Raw genomic sequence first — 21,899 nt, 5'->3', positions numbered from 1 at the left:
CTTCCTGTCGGAACAGATCGATCTGGATTCCAGATGGATTTAGGCACTAATCGATATTTGACCCGCTGCGACCATCGCGATGAAACTGGCTCAAGCGAGCTCAGCGGCTTCGAAAATTGAAACGGCGCTCGCATGGCCAGAATCACAAGTGGAGCCCGCGATGTCCCACGCCAGGAGCTACGAGCTCTTCATTAATGGCAAATGGCGAGCCGGTGGTAGCCGAGCCACTTTGCCGGTGATCAACCCGGCGACGGAGAAGGTATTTGCCTCAGTGGCCTCGGCTACGGTTCCAGACTTGGATGAAGCTCTTGCTTCGGCAGAACGCAGCCGCAAGGCGTGGTCCTCACGCCCCGCCAAAGAGCGTGGCGAGATCCTCGTCTCTGCCGCCAGCAATCTGGCTGAGAAAGCTGGCGCCGCAGCCAGGGACCTGTCGTCCGAACAGGGAAAGACGATTGCCGAAGCAACAGGAGAGTACGCGCGCGCAGTCGAAACGCTGGAATGGAATGGCCGGCATGCCGATGAGTTGTCGACCCCGATTCCGTTGGGTCCGAACAGGATGATCGTCCCGGAGGCCCTCGGTGTCGTCGCTGCCTTTACGCCGTGGAACTATCCAGCCGTTCTCATCGCCCGCAAGCTCGCCCCCGCGCTGGCGGCAGGCTGCCCGGTGATCCTCAAAGGGGCCGAAGAGACGCCAAGCGTGGCTGTCCATGTCGTGGAATCTTTGCGTCAAGCAGGGATACCGGAAGGCGTGGTCAACCTGGTGTTCGGTGTTCCTGTGCATATATCACGGCATCTGCTCAGTTCGCCAATTGTCAAAGTCTTGACGTTCACGGGGTCGACCGCTGTTGGGAAACAGCTGGCCACACTGGCCGCGAATAATCTGCAGCGCTGCATCCTTGAGCTCGGTGGACATTCCCCGGTTATTGTGTGCGAAGATGCCGACCTGGCAACGGCGATACCGGCTATTTCGGAATACAAATTCGAGTGCGCGGGCCAGAGTTGTAATGCGCCCAGCAGGATTCTTGTCGCCCGATCCCGCTATGAGGAATTCCTGTTCCGGATGACGGAGGCGGTCCGAAAAATCAGGATCGGTCCACCGGATGACCCTGCAACGCAGATGGGTCCCATGGCAAACGCGCGGCGAATCGAGGCCATGCAACGCCTGACCAAAGATGCGGTAGAGGGCGGCGCCCAAATCGAGACCGGTGGCATCCCCCTTGACCGACCGGGGTTTTACTGGCCGCCAACCATCCTGACTGGCGTACCGAAGGAAGCGAGAGTGCTTCATGAAGAGCCGTTCGGACCAATTCTCACCGTGGCTCCTTTCGATACGATCGAAGAGGCGATCGATGAAGCCAACGCCACGGAGTACGGTCTGGCCGCCTACTTGTTTACTGGCGCGGCCGATACGCAACAGAGGCTTGTGGGCGGTCTTTCTGCGGGCGCTGTTAGTGTGAATTACCTGAAAGGGGTTTCCGCTGATGCCCCTTATGGAGGAGTCAAACAAAGCGGCTATGGATATGAAGGCGGCGAGCAGGGGGTGCGAAGCTTCCAGATTCTGAAAATGGTCAATGGCCTCGGTTCATTTGGATAAAATCCGGTGGGAAACAGAACACGGACCATGGCCGGTAGCGACATCACAAGGAGCGTCGCCGACGCCCTTCAGTACATCTCGTACTATCATCCTCCAGATTATATCCGGTCTCTTTCTCACGCATACACGCGAGAACAGAGCCCGTCGGCGAAGAATGCCATAGGTCAGATTCTGCTGAACTCCCGCATGGCGGCCTTTGGGCGGCGCCCGATTTGTCAGGACACCGGACTTGTGGTTGTCTTCGCAAAGGTCGGCATGGATGCCCGCATTAAGTCAACAGCCAGTTTCGCGGATCTTGTGAATGAGGGCGTACGTCAAGCCTATCTCGATCCGGACAATCCCCTTCGGGCATCGATCGTTGCGGATCCCCTCGCTAGACGGGTCAACACCCGCGACAACACACCGGCAGTTGTCCATGTCGACCTGGTGCAAGGTAACCAGATTGAGATCACCATCGCCGCGAAAGGCGGCGGGTCGGAGAACAAGGCACGTTTTACCACCCTCAATCCCACCGCCTCCGTTTCCGACTGGGTGGTCAATACCGTTTCGACCCTTGGCAGCGGGTGGTGTCCACCTGGACTGATCTCTGTCGGCATCGGTGGTAGCGCTGAAAAGGCGATGCTGCTGGCCAAGGAGGCCATGAACGAGCCCATAGATATGGCGGAACTGATCGCAAGGGGGGCGTCAAGCGCAGAAGAGGGGCTGCGGATTGAGCTTTATGAGCGGATCAACGCGCTTGGTATCGGCGCCCAAGGCCTTGGTGGTCTGACGACAGTCGTTGACGTCAAGGTTGCGACCTATCCTACTCATGCAGCGTCCAAGCCTGTGGCGCTCATCCCGCAATGCGCCGCCAACCGGCACCTGAAGTTTACTTTGGACGGCTCTGGACCCATCAGCCTCCAGCCGCCCGATTTGCGCGAATGGCCCGACATCGGAGCCGACGAATTGAACCCAGCCGGCGTCCGGCGGGTCAATTTAGATACGCTTACGAAGGAAGAGACGGCATCGTGGCGCTGCGGTGAAACGCTCCTGCTTTCTGGAAAGATGCTGACGGGCCGTGACGCTGCCCACAAACGAATGGTCGAACTGATTGATGCCGGCAAGCCGCTCCCAGTCGATCTGAGGGGCCGCGTGATCTACTACGTCGGTCCCGTCCGGGCAGTGAGGAATGAAGTCGTTGGACCCGCCGGTCCAACAACCTCCAGCCGCTTGGACGATTTTACGGACAAGGTGCTCGCCGAAACCGGCCTTTTCGCGATGGTGGGCAAAGCGGAGAGGGGACCGGCGGCCATCGCGTCGATTGTAAGACACAGAACGCCATACCTTGCTGCAGTGGGTGGCGCTGCGTACCTGATTTCAAAGTCGATTAAGGCGGCGCGGATTGTCGCCTTTGAAGACCTGGGCATGGAAGCCATCTATGAATTCGATGTGCAGGACATGCCCGTCGTCATGGCTGTCGATGTTGAGGGAAACTCCATTCACAATTCCGGGCCTCTTGAGTGGCGTAAGCGTATGGCAGCCGACAGCATCGCACGCAACATCGGTGTTTGAGTCTTTCCGGTTGGGCGATTTCGGCCAGACCCGAGCGCCAAATTATCGGGCAAGCCATAAGACGAGCGGCATTTGCGGTGCCCTGCGCCTCGGCGAGCCGGCCAAGCAAGGCCTTCAATTCACCCTAATAGTTGAATGTGCGAGTGAATACTGCATTGAGTATGCCGTCCATGCGATCGAGGGTCGAATGCAGTCGCGCGTCTATCAAGTACGGCAGCGAGATTCAAGAAAATCGGTTATCTATTTATCATGGTCTCCGCCGCCGCCGACTATTCTCTCCAGCTGCACCATTGCCCCGTTGGGCGTTGGGGCGATAGCCAAATTACTTCTGCAGCTTTTCTCAGCGGATCGCTCACCCTCAGCTGATTTTCGTACCCCATTCTGGCACATCTCGGGCCTGGAACGGATGCCTTCCACTGCTACATTCGCTCGTTTCAATTGATGATAGAATTGATCGGCACACAACGCGATGTCATCGCTGAGAGCATAGGTTATGAAGTCGAAACCCGATCCCGTGCAACTCGACAGTTGGGACCTGCGGATCCTCTCCGAAATTCAGGCAGACGGTCGGATTTCAAAAAGTGAGCTTGCAAAACGAGTTCATCTTTCGGCGTCCGCCTGTTCGGAGCGGCTCCGAGCACTCAAGGCCGCGGGGATTATTGAGGGATTTTATGCGCGGCTGAGTCCTGCCCTCATCGGCGGCATGATCTTTGTGATGGTGGAGGTCGTGCTGGATCGTCATCGTCTTGAGGACCAACGACACTTCGAAACTGCTATCCAAGACATTCCGGAAATCCTGGACTGCTGGGCAATTGGGGGGCGCGTGGATTATCTGATGCGGGTCGCATCTCGTTCTATGGCCGCCTATCAGGATTTCATGGAGGGACTGCTGCAGGCAGGCTTGGGGATTGATCAATACTATAGCCTTGTCGTCACGAAACCAGTGAAGTCCAATTCACCGATACCTTTGTCCGCCCTGAGGCAACGGTAACCCAAAAGCTAAGTTTCAACGGCGTTTGGCACGGATCCCGTAGATTCGTCGGCAAAAGGCACCCATTCCGACGAAACTCAAGGGACATTTGCGGTATACTAATTGCTGGAAAAAGGTGGCCGAGCGCTATCCGCCAGTTGATCGCGAGCAAGGACGATGCGCTTGAGCAATCTGGAACCGATCTATTCCAGGAGAGGATCGAAGCAGCCATCGGACGCACTTGCCCAGCACGGTTACGGCGAGAAGCCAAACCGGATCGTGCCTGGTTGAGGAGGCGTCCATATCTAAGATGCGAAGTGCCGAAAAATGCCTCTACCGCTACTTCAAGGGGGGAACTTTCGCCCTGGATTGGCGATCAGTGGCGATTGAGCTTAGTCGCGGTCAGCGCATCCGTGTAGGGGGCGAAATCTACAGCGAGGGTTTGGCAAGCCGACGGGTAGCGGGAGTGCAAGCTGGCCCGCTCGGCCTTGGCGACCAACCCGGCCCTCGACGCCTGCGGACATTCGGAGATCGCGTTTTTACGTCCTAAGTTCGTTGCTGTTCGAGATTAGGAGATCGTCTGTCCTGTTTGACATTGCTGGTCTCCGCAGCCTTCTAAGCGAGGAGCATGGCTGTGCCGGGATCGCGTAGGTGGGTGACAAGGCCGGTCACTCCTGCCACCCGACGTGGTCTTTGAGAAGGTGGAGGTTGCGCTACCGGCTGGAGAGCATGGTGCCAGTTTTCACAAGACAAGGGTCGCTTAATCGAATGGGCGTCAAGTTCATAGATTGCGAACAGATCATGGGGGGATTTGAATAGTGCTACTGACCGAGGCAGAGCTGAAAAGAGTTGCGAATGCCAGTCGAGGACATAGAGCCGCATCGATCGTTCTAAAGGAAGAGACGGCCGCAGCTACAGCCAGATCGTCATTCGACGTTTTTCTGTCACATTCTTTCAAGGACGCAGAGATCGTTCTCGGTGTGAAGCGAATTTTCGAGGAGCTTGGGTTCACTGCTTACGTAGATTGGGTCGAAGATTCACAACTGGACCGCACAAAAGTCTCCTCGGCCACCGCCGAGTTGCTGCGGACCCGTATGAGGCAGTCAAAGACGCTAATCTATGTGCATTCAAACAATTCTCCAGGATCCAGATGGATGCCTTGGGAGCTTGGCTTTTTCGATGGGTTTCGGACCGCGGTAGCGGTTCTGCCCGTGGCAAAAAATTCTTCGGAAACATTCTCCGGGCAAGAATTTTTGGGCCTATACCCTTACATTGATGGGACAGGACCTGCATTCCTGTTTATGAACAGAGGGACCGCGCCTCGCTCAAGAATAGGCTCTGTAAGCTCGACTGCTAACCTCACGTTTGCCAAATCCTGGCTTAAAGAATTTACCGCCACAAAATAGACTGGTGTGCTTCAAAAATGAAATATCCTGGACTCTATAATAGCGCCGACGTGGCATCCAACGAGCAGCAGGCGACGTTTCTGCGCCTGATCCGGGCAGAGTACGTTCTTCTTTTTTTAGCGTCGGTGCTCTCTTTGGACTTGTCGCCATCAAAAGCCTATTTCGGTGTCTATGCTGCGGTATTTCTTTGCTCAATGGGAGTCCTCATTTTCCGGTCGGTCACAAAGCCCGAGCAGGTCTGGTATCAGGCTCGAGCTCTGGCAGAGTCGGTGAAGACATTGACTTGGCGCTTCGCGATGCGAGCACAGCCGTTCGATGACGCGCGCGCCGCTGACGCCAGAGCTGATTTTCGAAAGCTCATGGAAGGTATCCTTGATAGCAATCGTCACCTTGGTAGCGCGTTGAGCGGCACCGATTCAGCATCCCCCCAAACAACCGACCAGATGATGTCGATAAGGGACTCCCCGCTAAAAGAAAGAAAAGACCTATATCTGCAGAGACGAATCTGCGACCAACGGAAGTGGTACGAGAAGAAGGCGCGCTCGAACAAGAGGTCCGCGAAAGTCTGGATGGGCCTTGGTATTTTTGCATACGCTCTGGGATTCTCGTTCATCGTAGTACGCATCGCTGACCCCGCGATGCCAGGCTGGCCGACCGAGCCGCTAATTGTCATCGCCGCCTCCCTTATTGGGTGGACCCAGATCAAGAAATTTAACGAATTGGCATCGGCTTACACGTTGACAGCTCACGAGATCGGCTTGACTGCCGACCTTATTACGGACGCCAACTCGGATGAGGCATTCTCCGCCGCGGTGAACGAAGCCGAACTGGCTTTCTCACGGGAGCACACCCAGTGGGTTGCTCGTCAAAACAACTAAGAGACAACAATGGCATACAGCGATCCGACCTATGTAATATTTGACGGCGATGAAGACGCTTGGGCATACCGCTTTATGAAAGGGTGGAACGCCAGCGAGAATGTGAGTTTTGAATTCGCGAACGCTCACGATCTGGACAATATGACGAGCCGAGCACAGGACGAAGATTATGTTAAACGCAATCTTCGCAACAGAATGAATGGATCGAGCCAGGTACTTGTCCTGATCGGTGAGAAGACGAAAAACCTTTTTCGCTTCGTGCGCTGGGAAATGGAATTGGCTCTTGATCTAGGTCTGCCGATAATCGCAGCAAACCTTAACGGCTCGCGGCAACAAGATGTGAGCTGTCCGCCTATCATCAGGGACAAATGTGTTGTGCACGTGCCGTTCAAGATGAAGGCCATCAAGCACGCGCTAGCCAATTGGCCGAGCGAATTTCATCGGCTTTCAAACGCTCAGCGTGGCGATGGCGCCAGGAGCTATGGCGAAAGCACCTATCGCGATCTCGGCTTATAATCGCCACCTAAAAGCACTTAGCCGCCCAAACATCCTCGCCATCCGCTGGCGGCGACTAGCCTTAGCAACGTCCGCCAGCGTGTTCCGAGCTTGCCGAGCGATGATAAGAAGAGCACGACGTCCGATTTGCTGAGTTTGGCTGAAAGCTGCAGGTCATGTGCAACCTATTAGAGGAGCCCCGCTCGAAGCGTCGGATCGTCAGACAAGATCATGTCGCGCGAGGGCGCTGGTTTCGCGAGGAAAAGGAGCGGCTGTTCGATGTTTGAGGCTTGATCCAGCGTTTCGAGACTGCACGAGCGGCCAGCATTGATGGAGGCAGCTTTTCAGGCCGCGCAATTCTGTCGGCTCGCCCCCTCCTGCGAGCCGCAGCTCGGCTCGCCCTGCGCAGCAACCACGAATTTGCGATCGCAAGAAAGGCAACACGCTGACGATAGAACTTGGCGGCGCTGGTCGGCTGCGAATCAAGATGTCAATGGCAAGGAGCTCTCGCCGCGCGTCTTTGCCGGGCCGAACCTTCTGGCTATGCTCCTTCGAGAAGTCTGCCGAGCACCAGCCGCCGCACCGCCAAAGCTATCAATATGCGCGAGGGCACGACCTCAGCCTCTCAGCGCTGGCCAACCAGGTTGGAGCCTGTGCCGCGGCACGGAACCCGCTGCCTGCTGATCGAGGCGAATGTGCTTTGCCCCTGATCACCTCATTACCACCCTTGGGAAGGGCAAGACCGATCCGGACCGTCAGAATGTAAGGGATGACCGGCAGTTCGGCGGAACATGGCCGCCGGCGCTCTATCGTGCCTCGCGCGGCCGGCGGGAACAGCGTCCCGAGCGCTATTCATCCGTCAATATCGCCCGCTAATCGGGCACTATGCTGGGCGCATGCGCGTCGTAAGCTGTTCGTGTTTGCAGGACGCGCCCCCGACCCTCGGCTAAGGCGAAGGTGACGCCTTAGTTTTCACGGCAATTCGGGCCGATCCCGCGAATTTCACGGCGAATAACCTGCATTCCCGAGAAACTCAAGGGACGTTTCCGGTATGCTATTTGCTAAACAGGTGGCTGGCCGAGTGCCCTCCGCCAATTTATCGCGAGGAGAGGGACATGCGCTTGAGCAATCTGGGAACCGAGCAACTCCGGGAGAAGGATAGAAGCTTCGTCTTCCATCCTTCTACGCATCTGGCCAAGCACAGCCGAGGCGAAACGCCAAATAGGATTATGGCCGGTGCGGAAGGCGTCTATATCTGGGACACCGAAGGCCGAAGGAGCCTCGACGGTTTCGGAGGACTCTACTGCGTCAACATGGGATATGGATGCACGGAGATCGCCGAGGCCATTGCCAGGCAAGCACACGAATTGCCGTTCGCGCACGTCTATGCCAGCCAAGGTACGGAGCCGGTCGCCCTGTTGGCAGAGGCCGTGGTCGAGTATTTCGGTCAGAACATGCGAAGGGTCTATTTCGGCCTCTCCGGTTCCGATGCCAACGAAACCAACATCAAGCTGGTCTGGTACTATAATAACATTCTTGGCCGGCCCGAAAAGAAAAAGATCATCTCGCGAAATCGCGGCTATCACGGGTCTGGATTGGTCACGGGTAGCCTAACTGGCCTTCCCTTCTTTCACAATTTCTTCGACCTGCCTCTGGATTTGGTGCGCCATACAACCACGCCGCACTATTACCGCCAGGCGCGTGTCGAGGAGAGCGAGGAAGCGTTCTCCCGGCGCTGTGCCGATGAGCTTGAAGCCTTGATCCTGGCCGAAGGACCGGAAACGGTTGCAGCTTTTATCGGAGAGCCGGTACTTGGGACAGGAGGTATTGTGCCGCCCCCCAAAGGGTACTGGACGTCCATTCAAGCGGTGCTCGACAAATACGATATCCTTCTAATCGCGGATGAAGTGGTCTGTGGCTTCGCGCGAACCGGCGAGAAGTTCGGTTCCCACCTGTATAACATGCGTCCGGATTTCGTGACCATCGCAAAGGGTTTGAGTTCCGCCTACCTCCCCATCTCCGGGTCAATCATTGGCGACCGTGTCTGGTCGGTTTTGGAACAAGGAACTGAGAAGCACGGCGCACTCGGCCACGGCTGGACATATTCGGGGCACACGCTTTGTGCCGCAGCCGCGCTCGCCAATATTCGACTGCTTAAAGAAAAAAATATTCTGGAGCATGTCCGCGATGTTGGACCGTATTGGCAAGACCGGATGAAGGCCGAGCTGGCGGGACATCCCATCGTTGGTGAAGTTCGCGGAGTGGGTATCCTGTCGGCCGTAGAGATGATGCGGGACCCAAAACAAAGGATACCATTCGAACCCGACCTTCAGGTCGGGGTGCGCACTGCAGCTGCTCTGTTTGAGAATGGTGTCATCGGACGGGCCATGCCGCATGGCGACATCCTCGGTTATGCCCCCCCCCTGATCATTACCCGAAAAGAGATCGACATCATTGTCGACGCGACGGTAAAGTCGGTCGATACCACCTATCGCGCGCTGAAGGCCGAGGGTGCCGTATGATTTTGCGATCGCGAAGGAGCGAGTCCGGAGGCAGGCATGTCCCTGCGCGCTACTGCGCCGAGCAGACCCAAAACTGTTGAATTCCAGATATCTGATCTTGAGCATGCTCCGGGCTATTTCAGTCACGATTTGTAACCGAATCAGTTCTGCCGCCGCTGTCCTGTTGCCCAACGACCAGGACCTCTGTGCGGCGCGCCCTGCGGGTGTACCTCCCCGCCGGCAGGGCGCCCTTTTTGACCCACGTAATCAGTATCATTATGGCCCGTGCGGGATCGAGGGTCTGGTAAAGGTCATCTGCACGTTCCGATGCAGATTGAGCTTAGACGTGCCCTTTACATCATTGCAGCGGGCCATAATCATTGCGGTGAATTTTATCACGTCAGGTATATAGAAGGACGATACTCACACGCCACCCCGTTCACAAGGAAAGGCATTTTAATATTGTTGAGACGATTTGCCTATCAAAGAAAAGAAAGCATCGCAACACTTCTTTGCGGATCACGGCGCCCCGGGTGGGGGATGAGCGGCTATCCGAATTGTTATGCTAATGCCGACCCAAATTCCTGCAAAAGCTGGGGTCAATGATGGCTTTTGGTCAGCGCAGGATGATTTCTCCTGATTTGGTCGGTGCAGGGGCGGTCATGATTTAATGCATGGAGATTCTCTGATTGAGCTGTTGAGATCATGAGGCGTCTGCCAGACGCCCATCGGGTGAGCCCAGCATGATTGGGATGACCGACGAAGATCGAAAGTGTGGCAGCATTCTGGAGCCCGGTCAGCCCAGCGACGCCCGCGAATTCAATCACGTTTGTCGGGACATACACGACGCAGCCGGAAGGCGTGCAGAAAGAGGAAGAATCGAGCGCGACGATGACGAGGCACATGCCACTTGTTTTCGAGACATTCCTTGAAAGACTGTCACAGAGTATCGATGAGGCAGATTTCCGGGATGCCATGGCTGAGGCGGCCGGACGACTTGACCTAATCTTCTTTGCCTACCTCTCCTTGCCAGCACGGCCTTCCGGCAAACCGAGGTTAATTTCAAACTATCCACCCCGCTGGACCAGACAGTATCTGGAAAATCAGTATGAGAAACTCGATCCTGTGGTCTTGCGTGCTCGAAATGGCGGCTGCCCGTTTCACTGGGGATCGAATTTGGGAGGCGATAAAATGTCGCCGGCTCAACAGCAGCTATTCGATGAGGCGGCTCAATTCAGCATCTGCTGCGGTTTGACGATCCCAATTGTCGATCTCCGCGGCCGCATCGCTGCGGTTACTTTTGCCGCCGATGAGCCTCGTCCAGTATTTCTTCGGGTCGCTGAGCGGTACGAACAAGCTCTTCAACTGATGGCGGCCTGCTTTCATCGTTGCGTTCGCCGCAAATTGCCGAGCGATCGAACAGTGGATGGGGTTTCGCTGACATCCCGCGAATATGAGTGCCTGAGGTGGGCAGCGCGGGGTAATTCAGCCTGGGTGACCGGCCGCATCTTGGGTATCAAGCCACGCACGATCGCTTTTCATTTGGACAATGCCAAGAAGAAGCTAGGCGTGCGAACCCAAAATCAGGCTATAGCCCTTTTGGGGTCCGAAGGGTCCTCAATTGTCTGAGAAGCTTTTTGATCCCCTTGTGCTCGGGCCATTCGATCGCGCGCTTTGTATCGAGCGTTGACTGGATGCCGAGATCTTCTGTTCCGCCGGCTCGGGCGATGCAGCCGTATTCTTCCAGTCCGCGCCGGTGATCATAGTCTATGGGTGCTCGAGCGGGTGTGTCGTCGCTGACGAGCTAGTTGTGGAGCCTCAACAGGTTGTCCTCGGTTAGAGCGAGGCGACTGATAGGTGTTTTGGACTTTAGGCTCCCGTGGGGACGGTGCCAATTGTATCTGTGCAGCCAGACCGGCAACTCTGCGGCGCGGTGATCTGAAGTCGGATAAGCGATGGCATAAGCCCATTCGCGCAGTGCTGTCTGGATGAAGCGCTCGGCCTTGCCATTGGTCTTGGGTGTATAGGGTCTTGTCCTGACGTGCTTGAGGCCGAGATCGCGGCAGGCCTTGGCGAAGGCCTTTGATCTGTAGCAGGAGCCGTTGTCGGTCATGACGCGGGCTATCGTGACGCCGAGGCTGGCGTAGTAGGCCACCGCCGCCTTGAGGAAGGCGATGGCGCTTTCTTTTTTCTCGTCGGGCAGGATCTGCGAGAAGGCGATGCGGGAGGCGTCGTCGATGCAGACATGGACGAACTCCCAACTGCTGCCGCGCGAGCTGGCATTGCCGGTGCGCTTGCCGGTAATGCGATGACCGATGCGCTCGAAACGACCGAGCTTCTTGATATCGATATGGATCATCTCGCCAGGATGCTCGCGCTCGTAGCGTCGGATCGGCTCGGCCGGTTCGATATCCCGCAACCGCGACAGTCCGGCACGCTTGAGAACCCGGCTAACGGTGGCGGGCGAGACGCCGACCTCATGGGCGATGTGCTTGCCGGTCCAACGTTGCCGCCGCAGCGCCATGATGCGCTCGGCGATCAACGCAGCGGTGGCCTGCGGCATATTGGCGGGCCGCGAGGAACGGTCGATCATGCCGGCCCGCCCTTCGGACTTGTAGCGCTCGACCCAGCGCGCCACGATCTTGGCCGACACGCCGTAGACACGCGCCGCATGGGCTTTGGAGAAAGCGCCTTCTATCACCGACAGCGCCATCTCCTCTCGACGCAGCGGTGTGAGACGGGCATTCTTATGGATGTTCATTCGGACCCTCCGGTGAGTGCTGAAGCTTGGTAACTCCAGTCTCCCCGGTCCGGTCCGAATGGACAACCTCCCGAAAGCTCACAGCTAGTCGTGCGGTTATATAGTTTCCGAGGATGGCCCGCTTGCATACCTGCCTGCCGGTAATCTCTAACCCTTGACTTAGGGCGATGGCTATCGGTTATGCGGCTTGAAAGCGAAGAGGTGGACCCTTCGTCGAGCGCCGGTACGATATGGAGTGCTGCTCCGGGCTAATACCCATCCAGACAGAGCGGAACCTTCTATCACGTCAGACGCTCGGACAGTTGCCAAACCCCGATTTCCTGGGAACTGAATTGTGCTCGCCACCGGGTCCATTTTGCCGGCGCGTCTGTGGTGCAGGCCCCGATCAGCCTGACCAATGGCACAGGAACGCTTCTATGACCGAGCACTGCGAATTTGTCAGCTGGCGAACAATTCCTTGTAGCCGCTCGTCACCATCCAGTTCGCACGGTCGAGATGACTACGAAGCGCCTTCCTGGCGCGCTCCGGTTCAAGTGCCGGATCAATGCCGAGGATCAGTTGGGCCATTTCCTCTTCGGGCGCCTCATCGGCTGAGGCGTCCAGGAGCCTCATATAGATGGTAAAGTGCGCCCTGTCGTAGGCGGTAAGACGGTCAGACCAAGGGACTTCGTCGAGCAGTGTTGAGCTTTGAGTCCTATCTGTTCCCGTTGATTGATTCATGTCTGCCGCGAACCTCGCATGTTGATCGCTGGATCCAAGGCAGAATATCCCAAAATGGGATAATCCGAAACGGGGATTAGTCGCTGAGCCGGTCTCTACCTGCCGGTTCACCTAAATGCCCAAATCTCTTCGATCTCCCCGCCACCAGCGGTTTCTGGCCCAGTTGATCTCACTGCGCAATGTCAAAGGGCTGACGCAGGCGCAGGTGGCTGAGAAGCTTGGTCGTCCGCAATCTTTCGTGGCGAAATATGAGGGTGGCGAACGGCGTCTCGATGTCATTGAGTTTCTCGACGTAACTGCGGCCCTCGATGCTGATCCGTGTGAGATTCTGTTGAGCCTGCGCACGTAGTGGGCGCCCGCGCCCATCACCGCGCGTGCCGTGTGCCGGTGGGTCGAGCCCCGATTTTCTTGGCTCTGGCGTCTCGACCATTCCGCTGCGCCTCCTAGCGCGTCGTTAGACTCTCGCAATTCGCTCTGTTTTGTGCCTTTCTCAGCAGGTGGCGCCGCATCCTTCTAGGCCCGCCGCGGCGTCCCGCAACCCTTAGCCAGCTGTGAGCTTTCAGTAGGTTGTCCATCCGGCCCTTCGGATGCGGTGCGGCTCAGACGGCGGACCCGTTCCTGTCATGATTCGCCGCCGCACCCATTCCTGGGAAGCAGCCATTGGCGAGCGGAGGACAAAATGATGAGACAGCGAAGCGCTGGGCCATCCGCGCTGTGGTGATACGTCGATGCATGGCGGTTGCGCGACTTCGTTGCTTGAAGCGAAGCGACCGCACCGCCCATTTCGTCAACTGGCGAACAAATCCTTGTAGCCGCTCGTCACCACCCAGTTTGCACGGTCGAGATGACTGCGAAGAACGTTGCGTGCGCGCTCAGGTTCGCGTGCCGGATCAATGCCGAGGATCACTTTGGCCATTTCCTCTTCAGTGGCGTTGTCGGCCGAGGCGTCCAGGAGCCTCATATAGGTTGTAAAGTGGTCCTTGTCGTAGGCTGTAATGCGGTCCGACCAGGGGACCTCGTCGGCGAACGGCGTGTTCGATCTGGGCTGCAACATCGCTAATTCTATCTCCGGCCAATGGACCCGCGAAGCCCTGTGCCTGCTAAATGTGGATTACATATTATAGTTGATAAACTCAAGCCGCCTGATCCGCTGGCTTGCGTGCATGGATATGCGCAAGTTGGTCGGACGGAATGTGCAGAGGATCAGGCAAAGGAAGCGCCTGACGCAGGAGCAGCTTGCGGAGATTTCCGGGTTCAGTCAGCAGTACATCAGCGGCTTGGAGAAAGGCCGAAGAAATCCGACAATTATCACGATCTATGAACTGGCATTGGCCCTCGGCGTCAGCCACATGGATCTGGTTCGGCCCGACAAACAGGCATGATACACCCGCCCTCCAAGTAGCTGGCCGCCTGATGGCGCGCGCCGGGTGCTCGTGAACCCAGGCTTTTCTTAGGGTCCCCCGGCAGCCCCTGCCATTTGGCTCGCCCTGGCCCGGCGCACCCTATTGGACAGTCGGCCGCTGCGGTTTTTGTCAGCCTTTCCTGGGGCGGTCGGCATTGCCTTTTAGGCCCGCCGCGGCCTCCCGCAACCTTCGCTCTCGCTTCAGGTCCTTCTCTTGGTTACGATCCTTCGGATGCGGTTCGCCTCTTTCAGCGGGCCTAATCGCTTTCTGCCGCCCACCCCACGGGGACAGCCACGCGAGACTAGTATGGAGCGTTGCGGTTAGCGCACGAACAGCAAAGGAACTGAAAAAACAGGCAACTGTCGAAGCATGGCTGAACCAGCCATCGTGTCGGCATCTTGGAGCCGCGTGTTCGCCTTGAGGCCCTGCCGGTAGGATCCCTGCAGTTGAAGTCATTGTCGGCATTCTGACAACAATGGACATGAACCGCCGAACTATCAAGGCGACCAGGTTGTTGTCTAGCAATGGTTTTCCGAATCGGCACGGCACTTGCGTTACCAAAAACAAGTACGCCGCGGCACGGATCGCCCAAGAGGCTGAACGACCTGATCTGTTTGACCCTCGCAGCAGGGGTGGATGGCTAACACAAAGGAAACTTTGAAGGTGGACGTTTTCGAAAGTTCTCCAATACCTGTCAGGAAAACACGGACGCCATCTTTCTCGGTGGATCTAGCCTTGCTGGGAGTCGCATTCGTTTGGGGGGCGAGCTATCCGGTCGGGAAAGGCGCACTGTTCTACGCGCCGGTTTCGATACTTGTTCTTTATCGCTTCCTGATTACTACGATCATTACGGCAGTGGCTGCAAGACATGAGATCGCATTGGTCTCCTGGGGCGATTTCATCCGCGGCTTCGCATTGGGAACAATACTTTTTTGCATCTTTATTGCTGAAACTTACGGCGTTGCATCGACAAGCGCAATGAACACGGCCTTGATCATATCGCTTTGTGTGATTTTCACGCCGAGCATCGACTATGGGCTATCACGGCGACTTCCACCTACGGGCATTTTGGCAAGTGCTGCCATAGCGTGCATCGGTGTCGGCATTCTCACTGGCGGGATCAGCAGGTTCAGCCCGGGTGACGCGCTTGTCTTGGGGGCCGCGATTCTGCGAGCGGTTATGGTCGTTTCCACCAAACGCCTTCTGGCCGGCCGGCAGATTTCATCTGCAGCCCTGACGGCCATCCAAGGATCGACGGTGGCAACACTTACTTTCGTTTTGGCCGTCGCTCAGTTCGGAATTTCAGGCCTTGTTGTGAGGGCCACCCTTCAGTTTTGGGGCGCTGTTGCCTTCCTTGCACTCTTCTGCACCCTCGCTGCATTCTACATTCAAAATGCCGCAGTGAGAAAATCCACACCGACACGGGTTGGCTTCTTGATGGGAACAGAACCTTTTTTTGGTTTCGTTCTAGCGCACCTTCTTCTGAATGAGCCTTTGACAGTACCGAGCTTGATAGGCGCAGGCCTCGTCCTCGCTGCGACGTTTGCTGGCATCTGGTTTGAGAGCAGGACATCCAAATGAACCCCATCTTGGCTTCCACCAAACCCGCCATCGGCGGCATTTCGAGTTTTGAAGATCTGGAGGCTTTTCCGGACCGAACCGCACCAGTTGCAACCATGTTCAGCGGCGGTCTCGACAGCACCTATCTTCTCTACAAGCTGCAAAGCCTTGGCTTTGCGAACATTGAAGCTGTCGCAGCGGATGTCGGAACGCGCATCGATCAGCCTTTGTTGGAACGGACGGCAGCCATGTTCGGCGCGCGCTTTGTCTGCCTCGAAGGGCGGGATGCCTTTGTCGAACAAGGCGTGAAATCAGCCATTCGAGCCCACGCCAAGTACCTTGGCATCTATCCGTTGAGCAGTTCGTTGAGCCGTCCCATAATCGCATCTTTGGTTGTTAATCATGCTAGGTCAATCAACTCACGGCTGGTTCTTCATACAGCAAACCTTTCTCAAAACAGTCTTCCGCGCCTTAACAATAGCATTAAGCGCTCAGGATTTTCCGGCAACTTCGGCAGTCCGTATGAATGCTCTGTGATATCCCGACAACAGAAGACCTCCGACCTGTCCAAGTGTGGAGCGACTTTTGTGGCGGACCGCACGTGGAGCGCGGACGAAAACCTCTGGTGTCGGGAATTCGAGTCGGGGCCTTTGGAAGATCCCGAGAACTTTTCCATCCCCGAGGAGGCATTTGCTTGGACGCGCCACATTCCCGCAGAGCAGCCGGTAGAGATCAAACTCGGGTTTGCAGACGGAAGTCTCGTGTCAATTGATGACCGTGATGTTGCATTGGTCGACGCAATCCCGTTCCTGAATAACACGGTCGGCAAATTCGGGCACGGCCGCTTTGTCGGGCTTGAACACATCACAACCGGCCAAAAGGTTCTCGAAGTCCGCGAGGCCCCTGCCGCGGCCATTATCTTCGACGCGCTGCGTCACCTCGAAACCGCTTCTCTTGACGTGGCATCAATCGTTTTGAAGCAAGGGCTTGAGCAAGCCTGGTCCCAAGAGGCGGTTTCAGGTGCATGGGGCAGTACTATTCACCAGATGTGCGAACGGGCCATTGCATCCGCCCTCGAGGGCGTTAGCGGGAGCGTCAGCTACATAGTCGATCACACACGCTTTTTACCTCGGTCGATCCGAGCCAGGACGCCGAGATACATTAGGGACCGCGACCTTTGGGAATACCAAGCCGCAACCCACATAGCGTTGTCCAAAGCGTTCCGTCCTCGCCAAGTCACCAAAAGGGAGACACCCGTGGAAAACAACGCACCCCAGGCGCCGGCCAACCTCAGTCAACAATGCACTGACGGTCTGGTGACAAATGGATGGTGGTTTTCAAAAGGCGAGCGCGCCGAAGCCTGCTTTGGCATCGAAATTGATGCAGCCTGGAAGAACTTTGCTGACCATTGGAATCGACTTCTTCTCGATGAATACATGCGTGACGGCGGAACATATCGTTACCGGCGCTATAGCGCTTTTGAATATGACGCGACTGACGGAATCTTTAGGCTCCTACCCCACGCCCCCTACGAACAATCAAAAAGTGTCAATCATCTGAATGGCGGCTTCAAGCGCCACTTCGAGCCCCTTGAAAACTCCTTTATAGACCATCCCGTCTTAGAAAAGATTCTGACAGGTTTCTGCAGAATTCTATGTGAAGCCGCCCGACATGATCGTTGGAATATCAAGATCCATCCCTACCGGATTGTCGCGCGCGATGGTGTAAATGGCAAACCGGCACCCGAGGGCCTTCACCAGGACGGGGTGGACTTCATTGCTTGCTATATGATTGGGCGGGTCAACGTCACCGGCGGCATGAGCATGATCACCGACGCCTCAAAGGAGTTCCTCGGCGAGGTCGAAATGAACTCCCCGAATGATTTTGTGATCTGCAACGACCGCGAAACCTTTCACGATGTATCGTCGATTGTGGCCGAAAACCTGAAAATGCCGTACGCTTATCGCGACGTCCTTGTGATCGCCTTCGAGAAATTATAACGCCCAGCGCGCCGAGAGCATTTTCAACAAGGTTCAATACTGCTTGGTATCCTCTCGGGTGTTCCTGGTGCGGGAACAATGCAGGATTAATTTCTTGCATCTAAACACCTAGATAGCAGTTTCGCCTCTCTGGTATGATGGTTTTTGGCCTCGCGGATCTCGCGTAATACGAATGACCGTGGACACCCCCGATCTTCGCAAGAAAGTGAGAAATTATCCTCATGCTGTCCGACGAGGTGGTCTGCGGCTTCGGAGGCACCGGGAACTGGTTTGGTAGCCAGACATTTGGGATGGAACCGGACATGCTCTCGATCGCCGGGGGGCTTTCATCCGGTCACCTGCCCATTGGCGGCGTCATTATCTCGACAAGATTTATCAATGCGCCGCTGACGAGGCCCACAAGGTCGGCGTGTTCGGTCACGGTTTCACCTACTCCGGTCATCCGGTGATAGCGGCCGTCGCCGCCGAGGCGATCAGGATCTACAGCGAGATCGATTTCGTGACCCAGGCGCGTCGTCTCGGCGATCACTTGCATGGAGCCCTCGCGGACGCGCTCGGCGACCATCCGCTTGTCGGTGAAGCCCGCGGCCGCGGCTTCATCGCGGGGGTTCAGATCGTCGAGGATCGTGCGCCCGTCGCGTCTTCGCGCCCGAGCTGAGGATCGGCGATGTCGAGCGGCGGTGCCGCGAGCACGGCGTCATGATCCGCAATATGGGAGAAGTGCTTGGAATCTGTCCGCCCTATATAATCACCGAAAGCGAGATCGACCCCTTGGTTGACGGCATTCGTTCTGCACTCGACGGCGCCGCTGCTGCGAATTCCCGGGTCGGTCGGGTGGCATGAGTTCCAGCATTAAGACCGACTGCTTCACTTCAGTGGATATTATCGAGCAAACGCTCACCCGAGGGGTGCACTTCATCCGTGTCCGGTACAAAACGTCACCCATGTCTCAGGTCGGGCACGCCGCTCGCCAACGACACCGAGTTCGGCCTCGCGGCCTACTTCTACACCGGCGATCTCGGTCGCGCCTTCCGCGTGATGGAAGGACTGAAGTACCGGCGTCAATGAAGGCCTGATCACCACGCCGGAGGTGCCGTTCCGCGGCGTCAAGGAATCGGGCCTCGGCAAGGAAGGCGGCCTCCAGGGCATCGTGGATTATCTCGACACCAAACATGTCTGCATCGGCGGTCTCGGCGTCTAGTGGTTCCCGCCTGACATAGGAGTCCAATCAGAGATTCCCTTTCTGGCCTGCGCGTGCGAGTCTGGCGCATGCGCACAGGAAGATCGTTCACCGTTTCGTCGGCCGATCGCGTCCGTCTGACGGCGCTGATCAGGGATCGCAACGCCCCGCAAAAGCATGTCTGGCGCGCCGAGATAGTGCTTTTGCCCGCCGACGGCGTCGGCACCGGCGAGGTCATGCGCCGCATCGGCAAGTCGAAGACCGACGTCTGGCGCTGGCAGGAGCGCTTTGCCGCGGAAGGCTGTGACGGGCTGCTGCGCGACAAGACGCGACAGTGGCGCATTCCGCCGCTCGGTCCCGATGTCGGCGAGCGCGTCGTGGCACTGACGCTTGCCGATCCGCCGGGCGAGAGGACCCACTGGACCGCCGACATGATGGCGCAAGCCGCCGCAATCAGCGCCAGCGCCGTCAGGCGCATCTGGAAGGCGCATGGTCTCGCACCCCACCGCTGGCGCCAGGTTCAAGCTCTCCAATGATCCGAAGTTCGTCGACAAGTTGCGCGCCGTCGTCGGCCTCTATCTCGATGCGCCGGCCCATGCCATCGTTCTGTCGGTCGATGAAAAGAGCCAGATCCGGCGCTCGACCGCACCCACCCGGCCTGCCGATGAAGAAGGGGCGGCTCGGTACGATGAGGCACGACTACAAGCGCAACGGCACCACCACCCTGTTCGCCGCCCTCAACGTCCACTATTGTCCCGTTGACGAGAATATCATCTTAGTTGCTTGTAAAAATTTGTTCTCCACTTCCGTCTCCATCGTATCTCAGTCAACGCGATGGAGCAGGAAATGACTACAAACATTGTGAAACTGGAAGAAGGCAGGGCAATCGGCTCTAATCGTGACGTGCCGCTGTCAGATCATGAGGCGGAAGCCCTAGGGCATCTTGCGGTGGCGCTGAGTGGCATTTCGACGACCATTCGGTCCGCCGCCTACAAACACGCGCTAAACTCTAGTCACGCGATGAAGCCCCTAAAGGAGACGGAGGACGCGCTTACCGACTACGACGCCTTGGCGAGGGCGGCGGGCCGAAAGCAGCCGAAAGCGGCGGAGGAGGACGACAGGAAGGGGGACGCCCTAGCGAGAGAGGCCGCCGCACAGGTCAGCAGGGTCGATCAGACCCGATCTTCCCGCTGGAGCAGACCGCGAAGGGTACCGGTGGCATCAACGGACTACGTTCGGCAGGTGGTCATGGCAGATAGTCAGCTTGGAGCAGTGTCGGCACTGGTAAACGCGCGGCGAGTGGCTCCAGAACGCTTCCATGCTTCTGTTCCCAGTGTAGATAATAATCCGGATGCTCCGCTTCTGACCTCTTTTTCGGACTATCTGAGCAGGGTGTGCGGACTGGAGTCAAAGTCCCGCGAAGGCGTTCTCCTGGGCAGCCGCCGCTTTCTGGATTGGTTCCATCACCACCATTCCCGGCCAAGCCCTCGGCGCGTTGACGGCTGAGCATGTCCTTGCCGCTGTCGAACATCGGCTGTCACTATCGGCGACCTCCGGTACCCGCACCGGCAGCAACTTCTCACATCGTATTGGGCTGGCCACCACGACCAGAATCTCGCGCGCGTCGTCCCCAGGACGCCCCACTGGCGTTTGGCTCATCTAACCCTCGAACTCGGCTACGGCCCGTCGACGGTCTTCTTCACATGGGTCGGATTCGACGAAATGGACGAGGTCACAGGCGACGGCCATGCTGAACTGCTCGACGACGGCTCCATCGACATCACCTTCTATCACAACGGCGACGAGGCAATCCTCAAGGCCAAACGGGACACTTCTTCAACGGCCTGCTAGGAGATCCGTGTTCGCCTTGCGCTGACAAAGAAGCTCACACATGACGTCCGGGAGACGATGCTGGCAAATGGTCTGGCTGAAGCATTCCACCCACAATACCAAAGCCCGTCCCGATCCAAAGCGCTTCTAAGCACTCCACCTCAGGCGCAAGGCCGGTTGGCCAGTGCATCTTCTTGGTCCGCCGGAAGAGAACCCCGCCCGACAATAGCTTCATGAGGTCTTGCGCTGCAGTGTCGACCGTAAAAAAGGGCGCGCGAGGCGCCCTTCATTTAAACCGGCAGTCGGGAAGCAGACTTCACTCTGATATTCAAAAGCGGTAGGTGACACCTGCGCCTATCAGCCAGGGATCGAGCTCCGCCTTCCCCGTCAGCTTCGCGCCGGTCACCGTGACGTCGAAGTCCGGCTTCAGGAAAAGCTTCTTCACGTCGAAGTTGAGGCCCCAGTGCTGGTCCACCATGTAGTCGAATCCGACCTGCAGCGCCGTGCCGAACGTGTTCTTCACCTTGAGAGCATCAGCGCTGCCAGTGTCCTGGTTGTAGAAGATCGTGTAGTTCACGCCGGCGCCGACATAAGGCTTGAACGCGCCGAGATCGGTAAAATGGTACTGCAACGTGAGTGTCGGCGGCAGCAGCCAAACTTTGCCGATGTTGCCCAACCCTCCGATCGTCCCTTGGCCCGCGATGTTGGCATAAGTGGTACCGAGTATGAGTTCGGCGGCGATGTTGTCGGTGAAGAAATACGAGATATCGAGTTCCGGCGTCACCGTGTCCGAATACGAAAGACCGGAGCCGGGAAGCGTATCAACGTAGCCCAGATCTTTCGTAACGACGCCCAACGCCCGCAGGCGGACCTGCCAAGGGATTGGCGCTTCGGTGACCGAGGCTCCCGTCTCCGCCAGGACGGTCTCTGCTTGCGCAGGCTCCGCGGCGACGGCCTGCTGTCCCACCATGATCAGGGCCACCGCCGCTGCTGTTGCCCGCGCTACGCCCATTCGCGTTCTCGCCATGAGATTCACTCCTTGATGTTCAG

General features: G+C 57.2%; 18 protein-coding genes and 3 pseudogenes. 17 read left to right on the top strand and 4 right to left on the bottom strand.

Annotation, left to right across the window (positions count from 1 at the left end; translation table 11 throughout):
• The first annotated feature begins 160 nt into the window (after nt 1-160).
• The 8 genes and pseudogenes from P9273_RS22850 to P9273_RS22815 all read left to right on the top strand — a co-directional run bounded on the left by P9273_RS22850 (nt 161) and on the right by P9273_RS22815 (nt 11,024).
• Nucleotides 161-1,594: an NAD-dependent succinate-semialdehyde dehydrogenase gene (locus tag P9273_RS22850; RefSeq protein WP_063170369.1), complete on the top strand. Its 1,434-nt coding sequence runs from the start codon at nt 161-163 to the stop codon at nt 1,592-1,594.
• 27 nt (nt 1,595-1,621) lie between these two features.
• On the top strand, nt 1,622-3,145 hold the full coding sequence (locus tag P9273_RS22845; protein WP_063169307.1) for a fumarate hydratase: 1,524 nt from the start codon (nt 1,622-1,624) through the stop codon (nt 3,143-3,145).
• Nucleotides 3,146-3,638: 493 nt separating this feature from the next.
• Nucleotides 3,639-4,136, top strand: a complete 498-nt coding sequence (locus tag P9273_RS22840) for an Lrp/AsnC family transcriptional regulator (RefSeq protein ID WP_063169306.1) — start codon at nt 3,639-3,641, stop codon at nt 4,134-4,136.
• Nucleotides 4,137-5,538: 1,402 nt separating this feature from the next.
• Nucleotides 5,539-6,399, top strand: a complete 861-nt coding sequence (locus P9273_RS22835) for a DUF4231 domain-containing protein (RefSeq protein WP_063169305.1) — start codon at nt 5,539-5,541, stop codon at nt 6,397-6,399.
• A 9-nt stretch (nt 6,400-6,408) separates the two neighbouring features.
• On the top strand, nt 6,409-6,915 hold the full coding sequence (locus P9273_RS22830; RefSeq protein ID WP_063169304.1) for a TIR domain-containing protein: 507 nt from the start codon (nt 6,409-6,411) through the stop codon (nt 6,913-6,915).
• Between the two features lie 483 nt (nt 6,916-7,398).
• Nucleotides 7,399-7,819 (top strand): annotated as a pseudogene (locus P9273_RS22825) (IS66 family transposase); the annotation flags it as partial.
• Nucleotides 7,820-8,009: 190 nt separating this feature from the next.
• Nucleotides 8,010-9,416, top strand: a complete 1,407-nt coding sequence (locus P9273_RS22820; protein ID WP_063169303.1) for an aminotransferase — start codon at nt 8,010-8,012, stop codon at nt 9,414-9,416.
• An 882-nt stretch (nt 9,417-10,298) separates the two neighbouring features.
• Nucleotides 10,299-11,024 carry a LuxR family transcriptional regulator gene (locus P9273_RS22815; protein WP_411908607.1) on the top strand — a complete coding sequence of 242 codons (726 nt, stop codon included), beginning with the start codon at nt 10,299-10,301 and terminating at the stop codon, nt 11,022-11,024.
• A 175-nt stretch (nt 11,025-11,199) separates the two neighbouring features.
• Here the strand turns inward: P9273_RS22815 and P9273_RS22810 are convergent, their stop codons facing one another.
• Both P9273_RS22810 and P9273_RS22805 read right to left on the bottom strand, forming a co-directional pair.
• Nucleotides 11,200-12,156 carry an IS481 family transposase gene (locus P9273_RS22810; RefSeq protein WP_063169302.1) on the bottom strand — a complete coding sequence of 319 codons (957 nt, stop codon included), beginning with the start codon at nt 12,154-12,156 and terminating at the stop codon, nt 11,200-11,202.
• 438 nt (nt 12,157-12,594) lie between these two features.
• Nucleotides 12,595-12,876 (bottom strand): DNA -binding domain-containing protein, encoded by a 282-nt coding sequence (locus tag P9273_RS22805; protein ID WP_063169301.1) that lies wholly within the window; start codon nt 12,874-12,876, stop codon nt 12,595-12,597.
• A 115-nt stretch (nt 12,877-12,991) separates the two neighbouring features.
• Between P9273_RS22805 and P9273_RS22800 the strand changes: the two genes are divergently transcribed.
• A complete protein-coding gene (locus tag P9273_RS22800) occupies nt 12,992-13,225 on the top strand; it encodes a helix-turn-helix domain-containing protein (protein WP_082826573.1) in 234 nt (77 codons plus the stop codon).
• 438 nt (nt 13,226-13,663) lie between these two features.
• On the opposite strand, the gene P9273_RS22795 is transcribed toward P9273_RS22800, so the two are convergent.
• Nucleotides 13,664-13,930: a DNA -binding domain-containing protein gene (locus P9273_RS22795; protein WP_063169299.1), complete on the bottom strand. Its 267-nt coding sequence runs from the start codon at nt 13,928-13,930 to the stop codon at nt 13,664-13,666.
• Nucleotides 13,931-14,039: 109 nt separating this feature from the next.
• Here P9273_RS22795 and P9273_RS22790 point away from each other — a divergent pair, with 109 nt between their 5' ends.
• The 8 genes and pseudogenes from P9273_RS22790 to P9273_RS22755 all read left to right on the top strand — a co-directional run bounded on the left by P9273_RS22790 (nt 14,040) and on the right by P9273_RS22755 (nt 20,870).
• Nucleotides 14,040-14,258 carry a helix-turn-helix transcriptional regulator gene (locus P9273_RS22790; protein ID WP_029354714.1) on the top strand — a complete coding sequence of 73 codons (219 nt, stop codon included), beginning with the start codon at nt 14,040-14,042 and terminating at the stop codon, nt 14,256-14,258.
• A 657-nt stretch (nt 14,259-14,915) separates the two neighbouring features.
• Nucleotides 14,916-15,860 carry a DMT family transporter gene (locus P9273_RS22785; RefSeq protein ID WP_082826572.1) on the top strand — a complete coding sequence of 315 codons (945 nt, stop codon included), beginning with the start codon at nt 14,916-14,918 and terminating at the stop codon, nt 15,858-15,860.
• Nucleotides 15,857-17,839, top strand: coding sequence for an argininosuccinate synthase-related protein (locus P9273_RS22780; RefSeq protein ID WP_063169298.1), 1,983 nt, complete (start codon nt 15,857-15,859; stop codon nt 17,837-17,839). Before P9273_RS22785 ends, P9273_RS22780 begins: the two co-directional genes overlap by 4 nt.
• 221 nt (nt 17,840-18,060) lie before the next feature.
• Nucleotides 18,061-18,288: an aminotransferase class III-fold pyridoxal phosphate-dependent enzyme gene (locus P9273_RS22775; protein WP_263485461.1), complete on the top strand. Its 228-nt coding sequence runs from the start codon at nt 18,061-18,063 to the stop codon at nt 18,286-18,288.
• Nucleotides 18,249-18,497, top strand: coding sequence for an aminotransferase class III-fold pyridoxal phosphate-dependent enzyme (locus P9273_RS22770; RefSeq protein ID WP_063169297.1), 249 nt, complete (start codon nt 18,249-18,251; stop codon nt 18,495-18,497). Before P9273_RS22775 ends, P9273_RS22770 begins: the two co-directional genes overlap by 40 nt.
• 308 nt (nt 18,498-18,805) lie before the next feature.
• Nucleotides 18,806-19,040 (top strand): annotated as a pseudogene (locus P9273_RS22765) (aldehyde dehydrogenase family protein); the annotation flags it as partial.
• Between the two features lie 68 nt (nt 19,041-19,108).
• A pseudogene (locus tag P9273_RS22760) lies at nt 19,109-19,764 on the top strand (IS630 family transposase); the annotation flags it as partial.
• A 905-nt stretch (nt 19,765-20,669) separates the two neighbouring features.
• Nucleotides 20,670-20,870, top strand: a complete 201-nt coding sequence (locus P9273_RS22755; protein ID WP_244514237.1) for a hypothetical protein — start codon at nt 20,670-20,672, stop codon at nt 20,868-20,870.
• A 307-nt stretch (nt 20,871-21,177) separates the two neighbouring features.
• Here the strand turns inward: P9273_RS22755 and P9273_RS22750 are convergent, their stop codons facing one another.
• Complete coding sequence (locus P9273_RS22750; protein ID WP_063169295.1) at nt 21,178-21,876, bottom strand: OmpW/AlkL family protein; 699 nt, start codon at nt 21,874-21,876, stop codon at nt 21,178-21,180.
• Between the last annotated feature and the right edge of the window lie 23 nt (nt 21,877-21,899).

It is taken from the genome of Mesorhizobium sp. WSM4935 (genome assembly GCF_029625735.1).
In the GTDB taxonomy this organism is placed as follows: Bacteria; Pseudomonadota; Alphaproteobacteria; order Rhizobiales; family Rhizobiaceae; genus Mesorhizobium.
This window is presented reverse-complemented; position numbering and strand designations above follow the sequence as displayed.